Consider the following 19,649-nt stretch of genomic DNA (forward strand, 5'->3'; position numbering starts at 1 on the left):
CGCGCAGCCCCTTTGTGTCCGCAATTATGGGAACACAAGCGAGAAAGCGCTTCCGCCATTCGAGGAAAACCAGAAAATTCTCAGGCCTTCGCCAGCCGAACAATCTCCTCCAGCACCAGCTTGCGTGATTCCGGCGGTGTCAGGTTGTGGTCGGCATCCTGCAGCATCACCAAACGCACATTCGGGTGCCGGGCGAACTTGTGCCCGCGCGGACCGAAGTGGAAATACATGTGGTCGAGGCCGACATCGCTTTCGCTGTAGATCAGCGTCAGCGGCACCTTTCGTTTGGCGAGCGCTGCAAAGGACTGGCGGACCTGCCGAGCGACATGGCGGCGTCCCGGGATAAGTTCGACGAGCGGCGCAATGCGCGGCGAAAGCCTGCGGCCGACCGCAATGAAGATATTCTGCAGCGCTGCGAAGACATCGACCTCGCCGCGGAACAACCGCTTGAGCGTGTCGAGCCGCATCATCCGCTGGCCATAATCATCGACACTGCGCGGAACCGAAACGACATGCTCACGCCGCACCGGCATGTCGGGATCCCAGTAGTAAACGAAAGGATTGATGGAAACGATCGCTTTCAGACGTTCATCCTCGATGCCTGCGCGCAATGCCACATAACCACCACTGCAGCGACCCGCGACCATGATCGGGCCGGCCACGAAGCTTTCCAGCAGATCGAGCGAGGCGAGCGCATCGTCCGTCTGCGTCGCCGAATAGAGAACCTGCTCCGGCGCATCCGGACGCGGAACGCTGTCGCCGACATTGGCAGAATCGAAGCGCAGCGAAACCACGCCCTGACGCGCCAGCGCGCGCGCCATATCGACCGTCGTACGGCCCCAACCGGCATGCCGGTCATAGGCCGTCGACATGAAGAGAACAGCATTGCCTTTGATCTCGCCCTGCGGCCGGCTGACGACACCGATGAGATGCTGGAAGGCGCCGAAACGTACCGGAACTTCCTCAAAGCCGTCGCCCGCGAGCGACTGATTTTCGATCACTTGCGGTGAGTGCTCGGCTGATGTTGAGGGCCTAGTCGTTTCGACGAGCCATTCGGAAAGCAGCTCGATGACTGCCATCGGCGTCTTGGCAAAGAGCGGGTTCGTGACCAGCTCGTCATACCCTTCGAAAACGCGTTGCTCGACATTGCCGCCGAGCGCCTTCAGCGCGTCAGCGAAGGCCGTATCATCGACGCGAACCGGGCGTTCTAGTATAAGATAATTCGGCGCCGCCAGGTCCTGCGGTGAACTGATGTTGAGTTTGCCGATTTCCGCGGCAATCGCGTCCGGCAGGGTCAATCCGGCGATCTGGACCTGGGTGCTCGGCGCATGTTCCTTGCCGAGACCGAGGTCGGCGTGGATGATCCGTGACCACATGTTGATTTCGCGCAGATGCCCCCTGCCGCTTAAAACAGGCGCAAGCAGCACGATGTTGTCGACGCCCTCGATCGTGTGGCCGGTCAGATGGATAAGCGTGCCGCCGAGACCCTGGCCGACAAGAATGATCTGCGAGCAACCACTGAGTGCCTTCAGCTTCGCAGCGGCCGCGCGGATGGAATTCTTCCAGATTTCGAGGCTCGGTGCGTGATCACCGAAATCCAGCGCGTCGCCCGTGCCTGGATAATCGAAACGCAAGCTCGGAACGCCAATATCGGAGAAGTGCTCTGCAGCCACGCGGTAGAATTTCCGTGTGCACATTTCCTCGAAACCCCAGGGGCTGACGAAGAGAACGGCAGCCGAGCGTTTTACGACGTCAGGCTTTTCCGGCATGAAGAGACCGATCGTCCCATCGAAGACAATAGGAAGGGCGGCGGCGCGGCCGGCGCCTTCTGCCGGCTCACGCGAAAATTCCTCGTTGACCGGCCTTTTCTCTTCCCCTTCGGGGGTCGGCGCGGTGATGAAATTGACCGCGCGCCTTGCCGTTCCCTGCAGCAGCGCCGGCATCTTGTCGAGGATCGAGCGCAGGACTTGAATATCCTCGGCCGGAACGGCACGGAAGACCTTCAGCGCAGCAAAATAGGTAAACGTGCCGACGATGATCGCAGCGACAAGACCGATCGGCCCCTGGACGAACTCAAGTGCGGTAATGGCGCCGCAAGCGCAAAATACCGCTGCGAGAGCAATCTTCGTAAGGCTGAGATAAAGGCCCGAAAGCTGAGTTCCGAATCCCGTTTGTCTGACCATCATTACCGACATCGCAACAAATACGGCTATGCGCACGAGCGCGGCACCCTCGGCGGCCAGACTAGGTACGATGAGTAAACAACCCACTACCATCAGGAGGCCACCTATCACACTGATTTTCAACCGTACGTTAGCTTTATCGATGGAAAGCAGGTATAGGCTGAGAACCTGCATGAAGGTGTAGGCCGGCGCGACAAGCGCAAGCAGGGCAACAACCCCACCGCTTCGATCGAAGGCTTCGCCGAAGACGACATGCACGAGTTCGCTGGAGATCGCGGCAAGCCCGAGGCTCATCGGCAGCACGATATAGGCCATGCTGCGGATGACGGCGGTAAAGGCTTCGACCGGAAATTTCGAGTCGGCGCTGGTATGCCGGCGCTCCGAATAATAGGGCAGCAGACTGCCGCTCATCTGGATCGGAAGCTGCAGCGCGATATTGGCGATCGACAGGCCGGCAGCATAGAAGCCTACCATTTCCACCGACCAGAACTGCTGCAGGAAAAGCAGCTCGATACGATTAAGGAAAATCGAATCGATAATGAACTGCATCGACAGGATGACCGAAGACGAAGCCAGATATTTGAGGGAGATGCCGCAGCGGTCACGGCGGGTAAAGAGGATCGGTAAGGTAGCGACGAAAAGCACGAACTGGCCGAGCGCATAACCGACGAGCACACCTTCCACCCCATAAAAGACGGCGCCGATCGCGACACCTGCGAGTTGGAAGACCGAGACGATCAGCGTCAGCTGGAAGAAGGTGCCGAGCCGCTTTTCGCCGATGAGGTAGAATTTGACGAAGGAACCGATTGCCTGGATGAAGAAAAGGATACCGGTGACCAACGCCACCGACGGCGCGGTATCGGCCCAGTGCATCTCCTCCGACGTCAGGAAGAACATGGCGTAGAGCCCCAGCAGCACGAGCGTGGAGCAGACCATGAAAGTGACGAGGATCGAAGCAAATCCCTTGCGCTGCTCAAGACCGTAGCCCTGCGCCGAGAGTTGCGGCAGCGTCTTCAGAAGCGTGATGCTGGAGCCGAGTTCGGCAATCGAGGCGCCGGTGACGACGAGCCAGAGCGAGAAAGCGACGATGCCGTTGGCCTCAGGCCCGAGCAGGCGCGCGGTTATGATTGAGGACACGAACCCCGTCACCAGAAGCAGCATGCCCGCCGCCGCATTCATCATCGAATTTGCGATAATGCCCTTCGACATCTGTCCATCCGTTGCACGCCGCATCGCGGCCGAAAAACAAGCCATCTCTAAATTGGAAATGTTAAAATAAAGGGGAGTGACGCCCTCAGCTTAGCTCGCCTGCATTGCCGAAAGCCTTGAAAGCGCCTTGTCGTAGCTGTGCTCGGCAAGGTGGCGCATCAGATAGTCCCGAGCCGCCTCAGCCTTCCGCCTCGCACCATCAGGATCGGAATAGATGCTCTTCAGATGCGCTGCCGCTTCCGTCGGCGAAGGATCGGCCCAGACGGCATCCTTGAGATCGGCAAATTCCGGATGATCATCGATGACGGGAATGAGTGAGGGCTCGACCAGCCAGGTATTATCAGGGTCGCAAAAGTCTGCGGTACCCGACCATCCGGTCGAGACGACAGGCGTGCGGTGCATGATCGCTTCAGCCACCGTCAAACCAAACCCTTCCGAACGATGCAGCGAAAGATAGGCGTTGGAATCACGGATAATGCCGTTGATCTCCGAACTCGCCAGATTGTCGGTAACGATCCTGATGTTAGGGTCGCCCTCGACGGACTGCATGAGCATTCGGAGCGCTTCGTCCCTGCCCGGATTGCCGCTCGCCTTCATCAGCAGGAAGGCATTGGGGCACTCGGTGCTGAACAGCCTGAAGGCCTCGATGGCAGCCTGCGGATTCTTGCGGTTGATCGAGGAGCCGGCACTGAAAATGAAGGATACGAGGAAGGCATCCTCGGCAATCCCGAATTTCCGCCTGATACCGTCAGCCGCCGGCCGCTCGGTCACCGGATGCGGCACGACGACGACAGGTGCGCTCGTATGCGGCGCGATCGCCCGCCTGGTGAATTCGGAGGGAACGAAGACGGCGTTCATGTAATGCATGGCATTGCGCCATTCCGCCGGCACCACTTCGAGCTCCCAGGCCCAGTAGCCGATGTTGAAGGCACGGGTGAAATTGCCGAGGCCTTTCTTCAGGATCGCGCGCGGCAGCATGGGCGGATTGAGATGCCATATGCGGTTTCCTGGCTGACCTTGGGAAACCTGTGTAGATGCCCACTCCACCAGCTTGCCTTCATCCGGATGCGTGCTGACATCAGCAAACATGATCTCACGGCCAATCTGTGAGAGCGCAGCGGCGCAAAGCCGCGCGGATTCGCCGACACCTGCCGCCATCGACAGATAACCGACGACTTCCACTGGGCGGCGCGGGTCGAAGGCGAGCCGCGATTTGACGATGAGCCGCTGCAACACATGTCCGCGCACGCTCCGATAGACGCCCCGCAAAGCCTCTTCCGCCTGCACTCTTATCGTCATTGCCACTCCCCAGCCCTTAAAGCGCGAAACGGCGCGAGGCGCCGACGCTCCTGATTTCGCCCGTCGGCAATGCATCGCCATCCGTACCCGCAGTGGCGATGAGCTTGACCCGCTTGGCAGAACCCGGCGCCAGATGGAACCAGTCTTCTTCAGGTCGATAACCTTCGACATCGATATGGACCGATTGGGCGAGCCTGTCGGTCGCAAGCGTGATGAACCAATCATCGCCCTCACGCATGAAGGATGCCTCGATCGTTGCGTCGTGGAACGCCCTGGTTCGCCCGCGCGGAAAATGGAACGCCTGCGCCAGCAACGCGCCGTCCATGGTCGATCGTAGCCAGGCGACGCTCACATCATGTGACGGCGCGCCGAAACGGAAGGCATAGGCCGCATCGAAGAAGCCACCGAAGAGATCGGTGCAGGCGATGCGCTCCGCGCTTCTGGGATCAAGATTGAAAGCCTTGCTGCCACTCGCTACCTGCTGGCGCCCATCGCGCAGGCAGGCAACATCGAGTTCGAGAGCGACCACCTTGTCCGTTTCATTGATAACATGAGCGTAAAGGCCGTTCGTCCCCTCATCGGTGAATATGAGTTGGACAGGACGGAAGGCGCGGCGCATGGCATGCCAGACGGGCTTCGGCTCGCCGGTGGAATCGATCACGCCCCAGCCAGCGCCCGGCAACAGATCCTGCAGGGTCCAGACGAGCGCGCCATTGCAAGGCGATTCCTTACGCCTCCATTCGGCAAAGGTCTCCTCCAGCACCTCGCCCGTCACGGCGCGCGAAAGATCGAGATAGCGCTCTGGGTCTTCGCGACGGAGCTTAGCCGGGTCGAGATCGTAGAGAAGCCCGAGATAGAAATCCCTGATATCCTCGAAATCCCAGGACGCGCCGCGGTCGCGCGGCACCCGCTCTTTCCAGAGCGGACTGTGAACCGAGGGCACGTCGAGATGCCGCTGCAAGGTCCTCTGCTGCGGCACATGGGCGAAGGCCAGGCTTTCGGCCGCAAAACGGACCTCGGCACGGCGCGCATCCTCGAGCGGCCGCATATAGGCACCCACGCCGTAATAATGCGTGACGCCGGCATTGGGCGAAAAGGGCATGGTTCCGCCATAGGGCGAATTTGGCACATAAGGCACATCCGGCCGCATGCGCTGGCAGATCGCCGGGATGATCTCGTCGGTGATCGGCCCGCTCCAGAAATCCGCCGGCAGGCCGAACATCGCCGCCTGCTGGTGGATTTCGCTGCCGCCGCAGAGCACGGCAAGCGAGGGCGAGAGCTGCACGCCGTGCAGAAACTCCTCCACCTCGGCATGCACATGGCCGATAAAGGCCTTGTCGTTCTTCGGATAGTCGAAATTGGCGAACATGAAGTCCTGCCAGACCATCAGCCCGAGCGCATCGCAGAGCGCGAAAAAGTCGGGCGTTTCATAGGCCATGGTACCGCCGATGCGGATCATGTTCATGCCAGCTTCTGCCGCAAGCCGCAGGTAGGGCTCGTAATCGGCTCGCTCGCCAGGCAGCCGTACGATATCGGCCGTTGTCCAGACCGCTCCGCGGCAAAAGACCCGCTCGCCGTTGACGACAAGCGCGAAATCATTGCCATCAGCACCGCGGTCTGCCTCGATACGGCGAAAACCGGCTTTGCCCAGCGAATGTTCTTCGCCATCGATAACCAGCGTCACGTCATAGAGATGCGGTACGCCATGCGTATGCGGCCACCAGGCCTCGATGTCGGAGAGCTTGAGAATTGCCGAATAATGCCGATCGCCGATCTTCTCGAAACCTTGTTCGGCGCCAGCGCAACGCAACAGCATCACCGGCTCCTCGCCAGCAGTATAAAGCGAAACGCTGAGCCGCCCCGCGCCACTTTCCTCCAACACCGCGCGCACCGAAACATTATCGACCGAGGCCGCGCCTCGGCGCACGAGCGAAATCGGCCGCCACGGCCCGACTGCATGGATTTCCGGGCACCAGCCGGGCATATGCCCGAGCAGCGTCGTGCGGATATTCTTCAGCCCTTGCGGTGTGATCATCTGCGGGCGCCAGCGGGCTCGCGGTCCGGGTTCGCCAAGGCGGGGGGCGAGCGCCCGGAAGCAGAGCGCCAGTTCATCGCCGCCTGCGAGCGTCACCGGTATCTCATGGGCGGTGAACATGCTCTCGGAGAAAAGGATCTCCACCCCGTTCAGAAAAACATGGCAGACCGTCGCCAGCCCCTGAAAACGCAGGAGCGCCTCGCCCGGCTCCACATCGAAGAGGCGAGTCAGATACCAGGCATCCCTGGTGTTGAGCGCTTGGGCATTTTCCCGGTCGAAAAGCCCGGCTCTTTCCAGCGCAGCCGCGACAGTGCCCGGAACGGGTGCCGGAATGAACTGCGCTGACAGATGGATATCGTGCGGCGTCGCACAAGCGTCAGGCTCAGTCAGAACCAGATTCCATCCTTCGGAAAGCAAGCTTTCCTCAGCCCCGATGCTTGCTAACCGCCCCCGCATGGTCAGATCTCCGGCTTCAGAATCGCTCCGCGAGCGATGCCATCATCGAATCCCATGCATCGGCGGCCGGATCAAGTGCCGCCTTCAACGGCTCGAACTTGCGACGGGTGACAGCACGGGCAAGCTGGAACTGAACCGACTTCGCTACTTCCGAGATCCGGCGCGCCTCTTCGGCCGCAACACCAAACTCGCCGGCCGAAAGCCAGGCCAGATGATCGGCAGCAAGCTCGAAATTCGCACCAACCTGCCGCAGCGTGTTGAAGGCATATTTATGGAAGAAGCCGAAGGAGCGGTCAGCCACCGCTTCGACCTGTAACGGGAAAACCTCTGCAAAGGCGCGGATCGGATTGGCGCTCGGACGACGTTTGAAATGGAAGCCGAGAAGCCCCCGCGACGCCTCGCGCAGATGTGCCTCGCCGACCGGACGTTCGGGGAACTTGGCGAACTCCGTATACGGGAGGAACGGCGCATCCTCATCCGTCAGATGGGACTGGAAAAGCCCGTCGAAATCCTCTCCCTCGATACGGAAAAAGCCGGCATTGTGGAAGTAGTCGACGCGCTTGCCGGCAAAGTCCAGGCGGTTGATCGCGACCGTAGTCTTGCCGTGCTCCTGCCGGTAGGCAGTGCCGCGCGTGTCCGGCATGTAGAAGGAATCCATCTCGATAAGGCAAAGCCGCCCGCGGGCGATCTGCACCTCGACATGTCGCTCGACGCGGTCATAGATCGCAAGCTCGGTGGCCCGGATGTCATAGAGCGCTTCGAGATCTTCCAGCGGCACCTTGAAGAAGGTGAACTGGTCGCCCTCGAAATCCTGCGTCAGCGTGAAGCCCAGCATCGCCTCCGGCGCAACGCCGAAGGTCGAGAGCACCTCGATCCAGAGGTCGATGTAACAATTGGTCTCCGGCCACATGCGCTCGCTGGAATGCAGCGCATGCGGCTTGTAGGTATCGGGATCGATACCCGCAAAGACCGATATCATCGAGCCGCTCAGCCCCACAGGACTTTCCGTACGCTGGCCGGCCATTCCTTGACGTCAAGGCCGTGGTGATGGAAGAGCGCCAGAGCAATGCGTTCCAGGCCGAAGCCGACGCAGGCGGTGTGGGCGACACTGCCGTCTTCGAGGTTCAGGCCCCACTTCAGGCCGAACGAATCCTGGTGGTAGTTGAAGCTCATGCAGGCGGTTGGGTTCGCCGCCGAGGTGATCGGGATCAGCAGCTCGAACTTCAGGTTCTGGTCACGCTGATTGTTGACCATCATCTTGCCAGCGCGGCCGAAGAACGGGTCGTTGGCAACGTCGATGGTCACGTCGAGACCGACCTGCTTCATCATTTCGACGCCGCGGTCCATCCAGCTCTGGCGGAAATCGGTCACATGCTGCTCGGTGCCCATGCAGACATATTCGCGCATGCGGAAAAGCTGCTGGCGAGCCGGGTCCTTCGAGGGCTCATGGCGGAAGCAATAGGACTGCAGATCGAAAAGGCCGCCCTTGGCCGGCAGATTGCCGCGTTTCGCAACCGTCGGATAGAGCGGATAGCAGGCGGCCGGCGTCAGCACGATATCGGTTGCTTTCTGGTCCTTGGTCCAGTCTTCGCCAACTTCCATGCATTGCAGCAGGCTCATGTGATCGAGCTCGCTGCCGCAGAAGCTGTGCACCGTGCCGGCAAGCTGCGGGAAGCTCTTCATATAGCCGCTCTTTTCGAAGAGCGCGCGGTTCATGCCGGGCGGAAAACGCATCGCCTCGGCGCCGTCGGCACCGCCGAACTTGTCGATCAGCCGTTCGAAGGCGGCAATGACGTCTTCAAACTGGCCGCTGCGGCCATAAAGGCCGTCAACGCCGGTATCGATCAGCAGGCCGGACTCGAAGAGCCGGTCCAGAAACGATGTCTGCATATCCATGGCTTTACCCCAGTAGGCTAGTGTCCTGCTTGTGGACGAGGAGCATGCTCGACGTATTGCCGAGGATGCGGTCGTTCGAGATCATGAGCTGTGCGGAATGGGCATCGCGCAGATGACGTCCGAGGCTGAAGGGCGTACCGTTCTTGTAGCCCATGATGCCGCAGATGAGCATGGTGTGATTGACGATTTCCAGGATCGTTTCCGAGGAAGCGATCTTGACGTTGTTCATCGCTACCGCAAAGCCCATCGATGAGAGCTTGTCGCCGTCAGCCTTGGCATCTTCATAGGCCTTGAGGCCGGCAACGACGTTCGACTTCACCATCTGCAGGAGGTTGGAGACCTCCGCGAGGCGAAGTGCGCCGGGCGGCGTCGCATCTGGAGACTTGCGGGCAGCGGCACGTACGAAGGCCTGTGCGCGGGAAACGGCATCGACGGCAATGCCGTACCAGACACCGCTCCAGAGTAAGTGTGACGATGCCAGCATCGACTGCGCAGCGATTTCAGCAAAAGGCTTCGGCAGGATCTGTACAGCCGGCGCCTCGCCCTTGAACAGGAAGCCGTCGGAGCAGGTGCCACGCATGCCGAGCGTATTCCAGACATGCGTCTTTTCGATCGTGTACTGATCTTTCAAGAAAGCTGTCAGCACCTGATCGGAAGAGGCGGCCTGCGGATGGCTGCGCGAGGTTATGAGAATGGCATCGGCATGCGAGCCGTAGGAAATGACGGTCGCATCTTTTTCCAGCCGGCAGATATCGCCATCGATTTCGATGGCGCAGATGCTGTTGCGCAGATTGCCGCCGATTCCGCCCTCGGTGGTCGCGGAGGCGATCAGGAGCTGTTCAGCGACGATGCGGCGCATGAAGGCGCAATGCCATTCGCCGTCGACGCCATGTTCGACGAGGCTCGAAAGCTTGATCTGGTGCATGGCGAAGACCATCGCGCTTGCCGCGCAGGCCTGGCCGAGCATCGAGCACAATTCGGCAATATCGGTGGTGGAAGCAGCCTCGCCACCAAGATGGCGGGGAATCTGGATACCGAGCAGTCGCTCGGCTTTCATCGCATTGACGGCTTCCTGCGGAAACCGGCCTTCGATATCGACGGCATCCGCGTGTCTTGCCGCAATTTCGGCGACGCGGGCAGCCCTTGCGACAAGGCTGTCTTCCGTGATCTTGACCGGGAAGTTCATCAGGCGACCTTTCGGCTATCCCGGATGAGATCGACCGTTTTGGCGATCGCCGAGATGCTCGCAAAGGACTTACGGTTCAGGAGATTGTCGGGAAATTCGATGTCGAATGCCTCTTCGATGCCGAGCATGAGCTGCACCGAGGCGAAGGACGTCAGACCTGCAACGTAAAGATCCGCATCATCGGCAACCTGATCAACCGGAACAGGGAGCTTACCGAACTTGGCTACGAGGTCGCGGATTGTCTTGTTCATCCCATTCACTCCAGATTTTCATGATCCTGAGCCGGCATTCATCGCCTTTTCATGGGAGTGCTTTTAGTGCGGAAAACAGAACATTCCGCTAATATAATTAGTTAAATATGACTGTGACTCATACTTGGTATTTTACAAATCATGCTCGCTTGAGGCCTAATACTTAATTTCTATCAATAGGTTGATGTGGCCTGAGAAGACCGGCAGTAAATGGTGCCGGCTATGTTGAGTGCAGAAATGGCACGCCGGGTGCGCGTTTTTGCGTTAACCGGCAGGCGGATAGGAATGCTCGTCGCCGCGATAATCCGAAACCGAATAGCAACCCTCACCGGTCGCCTGCACAGCGCCTTTGCCGATCACAGCCTTGCCGTAACCGCCGGGAATATCGAGAATATAGGTGGGCTGGCAGAGGCCCGAGATACGGCCGCGAAGCGAGGCGACGATCTTCTGCCCCTCCTCTATCGACAGCCGGAAATGGCTGGTGCCGGGCGCAAGATCCGGATGGTGGAGATAATAGGGCTTCACGCGCGTCTCGACGAAGGCCCGCATCAGCTCCGCCAGGACATCGGGATTATCGTTGACGCCCCTTAAGAGCACCGACTGGCTGACCATGACGATGCCAGCATCGACGAGACGGGCGCAGGCAGAGCGTGCTTCCGCCGTCAGCTCACGCGGATGATTGGCGTGAAGCGCAACATAGATGGTCTTGCCGCTCGTTTTCAGCGCCGCGATCAGCGCCGCATCGATCTTCTGCGGATCGACGACAGGTACGCGCGTATGGAAGCGCACGATTTTCACATGCTCGATCTCTGCAAGCTGGCTCAGAATCTCACCAAGCCGCCGTGGTGAAAGCACCAGCGGATCGCCACCGGTCAGGATGACCTCCCAGATTTCACCATGCCCGCGGATATAGTCGAAGGCGGCCGCCAGCGCCGTTTGATCGAGCGTGCCAAGCCCCTGCGGCCCTACCATCTCGCGCCGGAAACAGAAGCGGCAATAGACGGGGCAAACATGTACCGCCTTCAGCAACACGCGGTCCGGATAGCGATGCACGATGCCTTCGACCGGACTGTGCGCCTGATCGCCGATGGGATCGGCCCGTTCTTCGGGCGTGGTGACGAGCTCGGCGGCATCAGGCACGAATTGCCGCGCAATCGGATCGACCGGATCGCCATGATCGATCAGCCTCGCCATGGCGGGCGTCAGCGCGATGGCGTAACGCATGGCGACCTCATCGAGCGCCAGCCGTTCGGCTTCCTCGACCAGCCCTGCCCTGACGAGATCATCGACACTCTTTATCGGGCGCATAGCGTTCATCGACCATACTCCGCAACCGGCGCCCAGAGGACCTGATCGATCCGCGATGCACCCGTCGCCAGCATCACCAGCCTGTCGAAGCCGAGCGCGATGCCGCTTGCTTCCGGCATGATCGCAAGCGCCGCCAGAAAGTCCTCGTCGATCGGATAGGCCTCGCCGTAGATCCGCATCTTCTCCGCCATTTCGATCTCGAAACGGCGCCTCTGCTCGGCAGCATTGGTCAATTCGCCAAAACCATTGGCAAGCTCGACGCCGCAGGCATAGAGCTCAAAACGCTCAGCCACGCGCGGATCGTGCCCAGACGGCCGCGCAAGAGCGGCTTCGGGAACAGGATATTCATCGAGAATGGTGACGCGGCCGAAACCGAGATGCGGCTCGACCTTTTCCACCAGCACCCGGCTGAAAAGATCGGCCCAATGATCGTCATCGGCAACGCGCATGCCGACCCGCCGCATTTCGGCGGCGAGATGCTCGCGATCCGTCGAGCCGTCGGCGGAAACCGACGCCAGAAGATCGATACCGGCATGGCGGCTGAACGCTTCTGCGACGCTCACCCGCTCCGGTCCTGCGAAAGGATCGCACTCAGCACCGCGATAGGTGAGCTTTGCCGCTTTGACCGTTTCGGCGGCAAGCGCCAGCAAACGCACGCAGTCCATCATCAGGCTCTCATAGCTTTCGCCCGCCCGATACCATTCCAGCATGGTGAATTCCGGATGATGCAGCGGCCCGCGCTCGCGATTGCGATAGACATGGGCAAAACAAGCGATGCGCTGCTCACCGGCCGCAAGCAGCTTCTTGCAGGCAAATTCCGGCGACGTGTGCAGATAGAAGGGTGCCGCTTGACCGTCCGTCGTCAGCGCCTGTGTGGCAAAGGCATGCAGATGCGCCTCGTTGCCCGGTGACACCTGCAGCGTGGCGGTATCGACCTCTATGAAGTCCTCGCGGGCGAAATAACCGCGCAGGGCTGCCTGGATCGCATTGCGCCCGACGAGGAACGGGCGGCGATCGGCATGCACTGATGGTGTCCACCAGGGAGACGCTTTGGCGCTCGTGGGGTTCATTCAACGTTTTCCTCGCCGGATTCGGCCGGGATGGGGTGGCTATTTCCGCGATTTTAGGTTAGTGCGCCCCCGAAGAAAAACATTTTGCGTCTTCAGGGCCATTCCGACAGTCCTCTACGACGCCGAAAGCCGACTTACAAGGAAGTCTTATGGTCAAGGTCATCGCCTCCTCGGTCCGCAAGGGCAACGTTCTCGATGTCGACGGCAAGCTCTACGTCGTTCTCACGGCTCAGAATTTCCATCCGGGCAAAGGTACGCCGGTCACTCAGGTCGACATGCGCCGCATCGTCGACGGCGTGAAGGTTTCCGAGCGCTGGCGCACCACCGAACAGGTCGAGCGCGCCTTCGTGGAAGACGTCAATTTCCAGTACCTCTACGAAGATGGCGAGGGCTTCCACTTCATGAACCCGGCGACGTACGACCAGGTCGTCGTCAGTGCTGAAACCATGGGCGACCAGAAGGCCTACCTGCAGGAAGGCATGACCTGCATCCTGTCGATCCACGAAGGTATCCCGCTGGCGCTGGAACTGCCGCGCCACGTCACGCTTGAGATCGTCGAGACCGAACCGGTCGTCAAAGGTCAGACGGCATCTTCTTCCTACAAGCCGGCTATGCTCTCCAACGGCATCCGCACCTCGGTTCCGCCGCATATCGATGCCGGTACCCGCGTCGTCATCGCGACGGAAGACAATTCCTACGTCGAGCGCGCCAAGGACTGATCGCGCATCGGTTTCCAGACATTCGAACGGCCTGAAGCACCCGCTTCGGGCCGTTTTCGTTTGGGACCGTTGATTTTGAGACGACACGGTTGGATGGAGAAGATCGGCAAAAGCCGGCCTCTCTTTCCCTTAAAGATGCGGATTGCGCGGCCGGTACTTCTTGACCAGTTTCTGGTTGGTCTCGGCAGCACCCGGCATGTTGGCACTGAGATAGACCGGCGCATCCCCGGATTTGGAAAGCTCGGAGGCGACCTCCGCGAAAATGGCGTTGATGACAGTCACGCCGACCGCCGTCGACACCGGCCCGACCCGAAGGCCCGTGCCGTCGAGATCAAGAACGGCGTCACCCGGCGGCAGCCCGTTGTCCAGAATCACGTCGGCCACATCGGCAAGTCGTCGGCGGCCATTGGCGATCGCCGTCGAATAGGCGATCGAGGTGATGGCGATCACCTGGGCACCGATCTCGCGCGCATAATCGGCTGCTTCGATCGGTGCAGCATTCACGCCGGAATTGGAAGCGATGATGATGACGTCGCCCGGCTGCATGCCGTAGCGTTCCAGCATCGGCCGCACCAGGCCCTGCGTCCGCTCATAGACGGAGCTGATGACCGCGCCCTCATGCAGCATGGCCGAGCCGACGAGAACCGGCACCGTGAAGGCAAGCCCGCCGGCGCGGTAATGCACCTCTTCCGCCAACATATGCGAATGGCCGGTGCCAAAGACATAGACGCGCTTATCGTCACGGGCGGCCTCGAGGATCACGGCAGCGGCCTGCGCCATCGGCTCGGCAAGCGCCTGCTTCAGTTCTTGCAGCCGGCCGATCAGATCGGAGAAATAGGCATCGGTGATGTCAGTCATCGCCCATACTCCTTTACGCTGCTTCGCCGCTGAGCCAAATTGCCTTCACGTCGATCGTATCGGAGAAATGCACGAGATCGGCGCGCGCGCCCGGCGAAAGGTGGCCTCGATCGGCAAGCCGCAGGAAACGCGCTGGATAGAGCGTCGCCATCCTGAGCGCTTCGGCAAGCGTCAGATCCAGATAGGTGACGCCGTAGCGGATCGTTGAAGCCATATCGACATCCGAGCCTGCCAGCGTGCCGTCCGAAAGCACGAGTTTGGAACAGAAGCCGCCTCTCTCGCGCCGCACAGTGCGGCCATTCAGCGTGAACGTATCTTTCTCCGAGCCGACGAGCGACATGGCGTCGGTCACGAAGAACAGCTTGCCTTCGCCACGCTTGGCGCGCAGCGCCGTGCGCAGCGCCTTCGGATCGACGTGGTGGCCATCGGCGATGATGCCGCACCAGACGGCCGGATGGTCGATCGCCGCCCCGACGAGCCCCGGCGCGCGGTGCGCCAGCTGGCTCATGGCATTGAAGAGATGCGTGACACCCCGCGCGCCGGCGTCGAAACGAGCTTCCGCCGCCTCGCTGGTGCTATCGGAATGGCCGATACTGACGATGACGCCAGCTTCGCTGAGTTCGCGCACTTGCGAAACCGTCACCTGCTCCGCCGCGATCGTGACGAGCAGTGTGCCGATCGCCTCGCGTGCAGCGATGAAGGCCTTAACGTCCTTGTCCTCGACAGGGCGCATCAATTCGGCCAGATGCGCACCCTTGCGCGCCGGCGCCAGATGCGGACCTTCCAGATGCAGGCCGGCAACGCCGCGATTGGTCTTTACAGCGACTTCCGCCGCCTCGATCGCAGCGGCCGTTGCTTTGGCCGTATCGGTGATCAGAGTCGGCAGAAGCGCCGTCGTGCCATAGGGGCGATGCCCATCGGCGATCATGTACATGGAGTCAGACGACGGCTCATCGTTCAGCATGCGGCCGCCACCGCCGTTGACCTGCGCATCGATGAACCCGGCAGACAGGACGCCGCCATCAAGCGTCACGACTTGGCCTTCGGGCAGATCATTGCGGCCGACGATCGCCTCGATGCGTCCGTCCTTGACGATCAGCGCCCGCTCATCGTGGAAGCGTTCGCCGTCGAAGATACGTGCGCCGGTGAAGATCTTGCGGGTCATCAGACGGTCTCCGTCACCTTGAGCAGGTTTGCCGGCTTGTCCGGATCGAAACCCTTGCGGCGGGTGACGGACTCGATCAGGCGATAATAGACGAGCAGCGAAACCAGGGGATCGATGAGGCCGTTGCCGGTCGTGGGAACCTGCAGATTGACGCCGGCGAGCGGCTTTGTCGAGAAGGGCACGGTGGTGGCGCCGAGCGTCTGCAGCCGCTCCAGTGCCTTCACATTGTTGTCGAAGGCGGCATCTTCCGGCACGAAGCCGACAATCGGGAAGCCCGGCTGCACGAGGCGCATCGGTCCATGCATGAGCTCGGCGAGCGAGAAGGCCTCGGCATGCAAGCCGGCCGTCTCCTTGGCCTTCAGCGCTGCTTCGAGGGCAATGGCGAAGGCCGTACCGCGTCCACCGGTATAAAGCGATGCGGCGGTGAACAGTACATCCTCGGCAGCCTTCGTATCGATACCGGACGTCGCAGAGAGAGCGGCTGGAAGCTTATCGAGCGCGGTCTGCAGATCGGCCTTGCCGTCGATCGCAGCGGTAACGCCAGCAAGGGCGGCAACGGATGCGATGAAGGACTTGGTTGCTGCAACGCTCTTTTCAGCGCCAGCATTGAGGCCGAGAACGATATCGGCCTGCTTGGCGAGCGGACTGTCGGTGACGTTGACGACGGCAATCGTCGTCGCTCCGCCCTTCTTGGCCGCTTCTTGCAAAGCAACGATATCCGGGCTGGCGCCCGACTGTGAAACCGTGAAATGGATGCCACCTTTCAGATGCAGGGGCGCATTATAGACGGAAGCGATGGACGGGCCGATCGAGGCGACCGGCACGCCGCAGGTGATCTCGAAGAGGTATTTGAAAAAGGTCGCGGCGTGGTCGGAAGAGCCGCGCGCCGCTGTCGTCACGACACTTGGGCGGGTGGACGAGAATAGCCGGATGATTTCGGCGAAGACCGGCTTTTCCTTTTCGAGCAGGGTAGCGACCACTTCGGGCGACTGGCCGGCCTCCTGCAGCATCAGCGACTGGTTCTCACTCATAGGTCATCTCCAATTCTCAGTTCGGCGACAAAATCATAGGCATCGCCACGATAATGCGAGCGGGTGTATTCAACGACGCGCTGGTCTTCCAGGCGTGAAACGCGTTCGATCAGAAGGGCCGGCGCGCCGGCTTTGACATCGAGAATAGCGGCCGATGACGGATCAAGCGTGACGGCCGTCAATCGCTGTATGGCGCGTACCGGCTTGTGGCCACTCTGGGCGAGCGCATCGTAGAGCGAGCCTTCACCGCCGGCATCCTCGCCAAGAAACTTGACGGGTACGACGGCGCGCTCGATGGCGAGCGGCAGCCCGTCGGCCAGACGAAGGCGGTCGAGCCGCAGCACCGGTTCGTCGACGCCGAGGCCGAGCAGAAAGGATTCTTCAGGGGATGGATTGTTGACGGTGCGGGACAGGATCTTCGCCGCTGGCGAGCGCCCGCGCGAACGCATGTCCGCAGAGAAGGAGGAAAGCCGCCAGAGCGACTGTTCCATGCGCTCCACCTTGCTGGAAACGAAAGTGCCACTGCCATGACGCGATTCCAGCGCACCTGATGTCATGAGATCGCGATAGGCCGTCCGCACTGTGACGCGGCCGAGCTTCAGCGCTTCCGCCAGATCGCGCTCGCCGGGCAATGCCGTGCCGGGTTTCAAGAGGCCTTCCTGGATAAGGCCGGTCAACGCCTGCGCCAGCCGCTTGTAAAGCGGTCCTGCTGCCGCCTCGTCGTGCAGCGCGCGGCCCTTCAGTTCTGCGACCAGACTGGTTCTATCCATGGATAGATAATAGAACCTATTTAGAACCAATCAGCAAGCCGGATTCGCTCCATCAAAGAAAAACCCTCGCCGGACGCCGCGAGGGTTCATTGATCCAGATAGGACGACGAACTCAGTTCTTCGTGAAGATGTAATCCGTTTCCTGACGCAGCACTTCGCCTGGGCGCAGCACCGCATTGGGGAAGCCCTGGTGATTGATCGCGTCAGGCCAGATCTGTGTTTCCAGGCAGAAGCCGGCGAAGGGACCATATTTACGGCCGCCGAGACCCGGCACGGGCACGTTGAGCTTGAAACCGGCATAGAACTGCACGCCCGGCTCTGTCGTGCGCACTTCCAGCGAAACACCGGAATGCAGGCTGCGGGCAAGCACGACGGAGCGCTTGCCCGTGCGCTCGCTCGATAAGCAGAAATTATGGTCGTAGAGGGCCTGCTCCTGCCTGACGAAGCGCTTCATTGGCGCCATCTCGCGGAAATCGAACTCGCTCCCCTCAACAGGGCGGATCTCGCCGGTCGGTATCTGCTTCTCATTGGTCGGCAGATAGTGGTCGGCGGCGATCATGATCTCATGCGCCAAGGCATCTTCGCGGCCATCGAGATTGAAATAGGAATGCTGGCAGACGTTGGCAATCGTCGGCTGGTCCGTCGTCGTCTCGTAATTGACGGAAAGCTCGCCATTGCCATGCACACGATAGGTCGCCTGGATCGTGCAGTTGCCGGGATAACCAGCACGGCCATCGCGGTCGACGATCTTCAGCACTACGCGGTCGGCCTCGTGTTCGACGATCGTCCAGACGAGCGTGCCGATATTGTTGCTGCCGCCATGAAGATGCGTGACGCCCTTCTCGTTGAGTTCGAGTTGGTAAGCCTTGCCGTCGAGCGTGAACTTGCCATCGCCGACGCGGTTGGCGCAGCGGCCCGGCGTTGCCCCGAAGAAGGGCGAATGGGCGAGGTAGCTGCTGAAATCCTCGAAGCCGAGCACCAGCGGCGCATCATGGCCCTCCAGCCGCGCGTCCTGGATAACCGCACCCCAGGTCAACACCTTGACCGTCAGTCCACCACCGCGGATGACGACGCGATGGACGGTCTCCCCCTCCTTCGTCTGTCCGAAAACTTCCCGTTCCAATTTGTCCACCATGATCGACGCTCACTCCATCCCTAGGATTCAGGAACCGGAACCTGCCTCCATTCGCTGCAAATCGCAACCGGGCGGACCCAGAAAACAAAACGCCGTCGCGGAAGTGCGACGGCGCCATTTCTAAACCCACCCTGTAACGCTCAGATGTCCGAGCCGATCTCTTCGATATCGTAGGGCGTCGTCTGGTAGATCTCATTGATCCAGTTGCCGAAAAGCAGATGCGCATGGCTGCGCCAGCGGTTCTGCGGCGCAAGTGCCGGATCGTTATGCGGGAAGTAATTGTGCGGCATCTTGATCGGCACGCCGGCATTCACGTCGCGGAAATATTCGTCCGAGAGAGACGTGGAATCATATTCGACGTGATTGAAGATATAGAGCCGCCGACCCTTCGGCTCGTGGACGAGACAGACGCCCATCTCGCTCGATTCCATCAGGATCTCGAGGCCGTCGACCTTCTCGATGTCGGCCCGGCGCACCTCGGTCCAGCGCGACACCGGAACCTCGAAATTGTCAGAGAAACCATTGAGATAAACGGAAGAGGGCTTGAGATTTCGGTGGCGGTAAACGCCGAAGGCCTTTTCCTTCAGCTCATACTTCGGCACGCCGTGGAAATGATAAATCCCCGCCATCGCGCCCCAGCAGACATTCATGGTCGAATGGACGTTTGTCTGGGTCCAGTCGAAAATCTGCTGCATTTCCTTCCAATAGGTAACGTCCTCGTAAGGCAGCGTCTCGATCGGCGCCCCCGTGATGATGAAGCCGTCAAACTTGCGGTGCTTCACTTCCTCCCAGGTCTGGTAGAAGGCGAGCAGATGTTCTTCAGATGTATTCTTGGCCTTGTGGTTGCCGACACGGACCAGCGAGAATTCCACCTGCAGCGGCGAAGCACCCACCAGGCGCGCCATCTGCACCTCGGTCTTGATTTTGTTCGGCATGAGGTTCAGCAGCCCGATCTGCAGCGGGCGGATATCCTGGCGGATCGCCACCGTTTCGGTCATCACCCGCACACCTTCGTTCACAAGGGTTTCGAAGGCGGGCAGCGTATCGGGGATCTTGATGGGCATTGCGGTCAACTCGA

At 60.5% G+C, this 19,649-nt stretch carries 16 protein-coding genes; 1 reads left to right on the forward strand and 15 read right to left on the reverse strand.

Features of this window, described 5'->3' with window-relative positions:
- Positions 1–80: 80 nt before the first annotated feature.
- The 9 genes from FHT87_RS27790 to epmA all read right to left on the reverse strand — a co-directional run bounded on the left by FHT87_RS27790 (position 81) and on the right by epmA (position 12,893).
- Positions 81–3,392: an alpha/beta fold hydrolase gene (locus tag FHT87_RS27790; RefSeq protein WP_183734463.1), complete on the reverse strand. Its 3,312-nt coding sequence runs from the start codon at positions 3,390–3,392 to the stop codon at positions 81–83.
- A gap of 90 nt (positions 3,393–3,482) precedes the next feature.
- Complete coding sequence (locus FHT87_RS27795; protein ID WP_183734654.1) at positions 3,483–4,661, reverse strand: glycosyltransferase family 4 protein; 1,179 nt, start codon at positions 4,659–4,661, stop codon at positions 3,483–3,485.
- A gap of 46 nt (positions 4,662–4,707) precedes the next feature.
- Positions 4,708–7,182, reverse strand: a complete 2,475-nt coding sequence (locus FHT87_RS27800) for a glycoside hydrolase family 2 protein (RefSeq protein ID WP_183734464.1) — start codon at positions 7,180–7,182, stop codon at positions 4,708–4,710.
- A 16-nt stretch (positions 7,183–7,198) separates the two neighbouring features.
- Entirely contained in the window at positions 7,199–8,179 is a 981-nt protein-coding gene (locus tag FHT87_RS27805; protein WP_183734465.1) for a DUF1839 family protein, read from the reverse strand.
- A complete protein-coding gene (locus FHT87_RS27810; protein WP_183734466.1) occupies positions 8,170–9,078 on the reverse strand; it encodes an amino acid--[acyl-carrier-protein] ligase in 909 nt (302 codons plus the stop codon). The genes FHT87_RS27805 and FHT87_RS27810 overlap by 10 nt, the downstream gene beginning before the upstream one ends.
- 4 nt (positions 9,079–9,082) lie before the next feature.
- On the reverse strand, positions 9,083–10,264 hold the full coding sequence (locus FHT87_RS27815; RefSeq protein WP_183734467.1) for an acyl-CoA dehydrogenase family protein: 1,182 nt from the start codon (positions 10,262–10,264) through the stop codon (positions 9,083–9,085).
- Positions 10,264–10,515: an acyl carrier protein gene (locus FHT87_RS27820; RefSeq protein WP_183734468.1), complete on the reverse strand. Its 252-nt coding sequence runs from the start codon at positions 10,513–10,515 to the stop codon at positions 10,264–10,266. Before FHT87_RS27820 ends, FHT87_RS27815 begins: the two co-directional genes overlap by 1 nt.
- Positions 10,516–10,779: 264 nt before the next feature.
- Entirely contained in the window at positions 10,780–11,832 is a 1,053-nt protein-coding gene (locus FHT87_RS27825; RefSeq protein ID WP_183734469.1) for a lysine-2,3-aminomutase-like protein, read from the reverse strand.
- Complete coding sequence (epmA, locus tag FHT87_RS27830; protein ID WP_183734470.1) at positions 11,829–12,893, reverse strand: EF-P lysine aminoacylase EpmA; 1,065 nt, start codon at positions 12,891–12,893, stop codon at positions 11,829–11,831. The genes FHT87_RS27825 and epmA overlap by 4 nt, the downstream gene beginning before the upstream one ends.
- A 149-nt stretch (positions 12,894–13,042) precedes the next feature.
- Between epmA and efp the strand changes: the two genes are divergently transcribed.
- Positions 13,043–13,612 (forward strand): elongation factor P, encoded by a 570-nt coding sequence (gene efp, locus FHT87_RS27835; RefSeq protein WP_064696465.1) that lies wholly within the window; start codon positions 13,043–13,045, stop codon positions 13,610–13,612.
- Positions 13,613–13,741: 129 nt separating this feature from the next.
- On the opposite strand, the gene FHT87_RS27840 is transcribed toward efp, so the two are convergent.
- The 6 genes from FHT87_RS27840 to metA form a co-directional block, all read right to left on the reverse strand.
- Positions 13,742–14,470, reverse strand: a complete 729-nt coding sequence (locus tag FHT87_RS27840) for an SIS domain-containing protein (protein WP_183734471.1) — start codon at positions 14,468–14,470, stop codon at positions 13,742–13,744.
- 13 nt (positions 14,471–14,483) lie between these two features.
- Positions 14,484–15,635: an N-acetylglucosamine-6-phosphate deacetylase gene (gene nagA / locus FHT87_RS27845; RefSeq protein ID WP_183734472.1), complete on the reverse strand. Its 1,152-nt coding sequence runs from the start codon at positions 15,633–15,635 to the stop codon at positions 14,484–14,486.
- A complete protein-coding gene (locus FHT87_RS27850) occupies positions 15,635–16,666 on the reverse strand; it encodes an SIS domain-containing protein (RefSeq protein ID WP_183734473.1) in 1,032 nt (343 codons plus the stop codon). Before FHT87_RS27850 ends, nagA begins: the two co-directional genes overlap by 1 nt.
- Positions 16,663–17,436, reverse strand: coding sequence for a GntR family transcriptional regulator (locus FHT87_RS27855; protein ID WP_183734474.1), 774 nt, complete (start codon positions 17,434–17,436; stop codon positions 16,663–16,665). The genes FHT87_RS27850 and FHT87_RS27855 overlap by 4 nt, the downstream gene beginning before the upstream one ends.
- Before the next feature lie 112 nt (positions 17,437–17,548).
- Positions 17,549–18,571, reverse strand: a complete 1,023-nt coding sequence (locus tag FHT87_RS27860; RefSeq protein ID WP_183734475.1) for an aldose epimerase family protein — start codon at positions 18,569–18,571, stop codon at positions 17,549–17,551.
- A 140-nt stretch (positions 18,572–18,711) separates the two neighbouring features.
- Positions 18,712–19,635 carry a homoserine O-succinyltransferase gene (gene metA / locus FHT87_RS27865; protein ID WP_007825420.1) on the reverse strand — a complete coding sequence of 308 codons (924 nt, stop codon included), beginning with the start codon at positions 19,633–19,635 and terminating at the stop codon, positions 18,712–18,714.
- Positions 19,636–19,649: the final 14 nt, after the last annotated feature.

The organism is Rhizobium sp. BK316 (genome assembly GCF_014193695.1).
GTDB lineage: Bacteria > Pseudomonadota > Alphaproteobacteria > Rhizobiales > Rhizobiaceae > Rhizobium.

Excerpts from the sequence above, each read along its gene's own strand:
- FHT87_RS27790 (WP_183734463.1), bottom strand. The coding sequence starts at position 3,392 with ATGTCGAAGGGCATTATCGCAAATTCGATGATGAATGCGGCGGCGGGC.
- FHT87_RS27800 (WP_183734464.1), bottom strand. The coding sequence starts at position 7,182 with ATGCGGGGGCGGTTAGCAAGCATCGGGGCTGAGGAAAGCTTGCTTTCC.
- FHT87_RS27810 (WP_183734466.1), bottom strand. The coding sequence starts at position 9,078 with ATGGATATGCAGACATCGTTTCTGGACCGGCTCTTCGAGTCCGGCCTG.
- FHT87_RS27815 (WP_183734467.1), bottom strand. The coding sequence starts at position 10,264 with ATGAACTTCCCGGTCAAGATCACGGAAGACAGCCTTGTCGCAAGGGCT.
- FHT87_RS27820 (WP_183734468.1), bottom strand. The coding sequence starts at position 10,515 with ATGAACAAGACAATCCGCGACCTCGTAGCCAAGTTCGGTAAGCTCCCT.
- FHT87_RS27825 (WP_183734469.1), bottom strand. The coding sequence starts at position 11,832 with ATGAACGCTATGCGCCCGATAAAGAGTGTCGATGATCTCGTCAGGGCA.
- epmA (WP_183734470.1), bottom strand. The coding sequence starts at position 12,893 with ATGAACCCCACGAGCGCCAAAGCGTCTCCCTGGTGGACACCATCAGTG.
- efp (WP_064696465.1), top strand. The coding sequence starts at position 13,043 with ATGGTCAAGGTCATCGCCTCCTCGGTCCGCAAGGGCAACGTTCTCGAT.
- FHT87_RS27840 (WP_183734471.1), bottom strand. The coding sequence starts at position 14,470 with ATGACTGACATCACCGATGCCTATTTCTCCGATCTGATCGGCCGGCTG.
- nagA (WP_183734472.1), bottom strand. The coding sequence starts at position 15,635 with ATGACCCGCAAGATCTTCACCGGCGCACGTATCTTCGACGGCGAACGC.
- FHT87_RS27850 (WP_183734473.1), bottom strand. The coding sequence starts at position 16,666 with ATGAGTGAGAACCAGTCGCTGATGCTGCAGGAGGCCGGCCAGTCGCCC.
- FHT87_RS27855 (WP_183734474.1), bottom strand. The coding sequence starts at position 17,436 with ATGGATAGAACCAGTCTGGTCGCAGAACTGAAGGGCCGCGCGCTGCAC.
- FHT87_RS27860 (WP_183734475.1), bottom strand. The coding sequence starts at position 18,571 with ATGGTGGACAAATTGGAACGGGAAGTTTTCGGACAGACGAAGGAGGGG.
- metA (WP_007825420.1), bottom strand. The coding sequence starts at position 19,635 with ATGCCCATCAAGATCCCCGATACGCTGCCCGCCTTCGAAACCCTTGTG.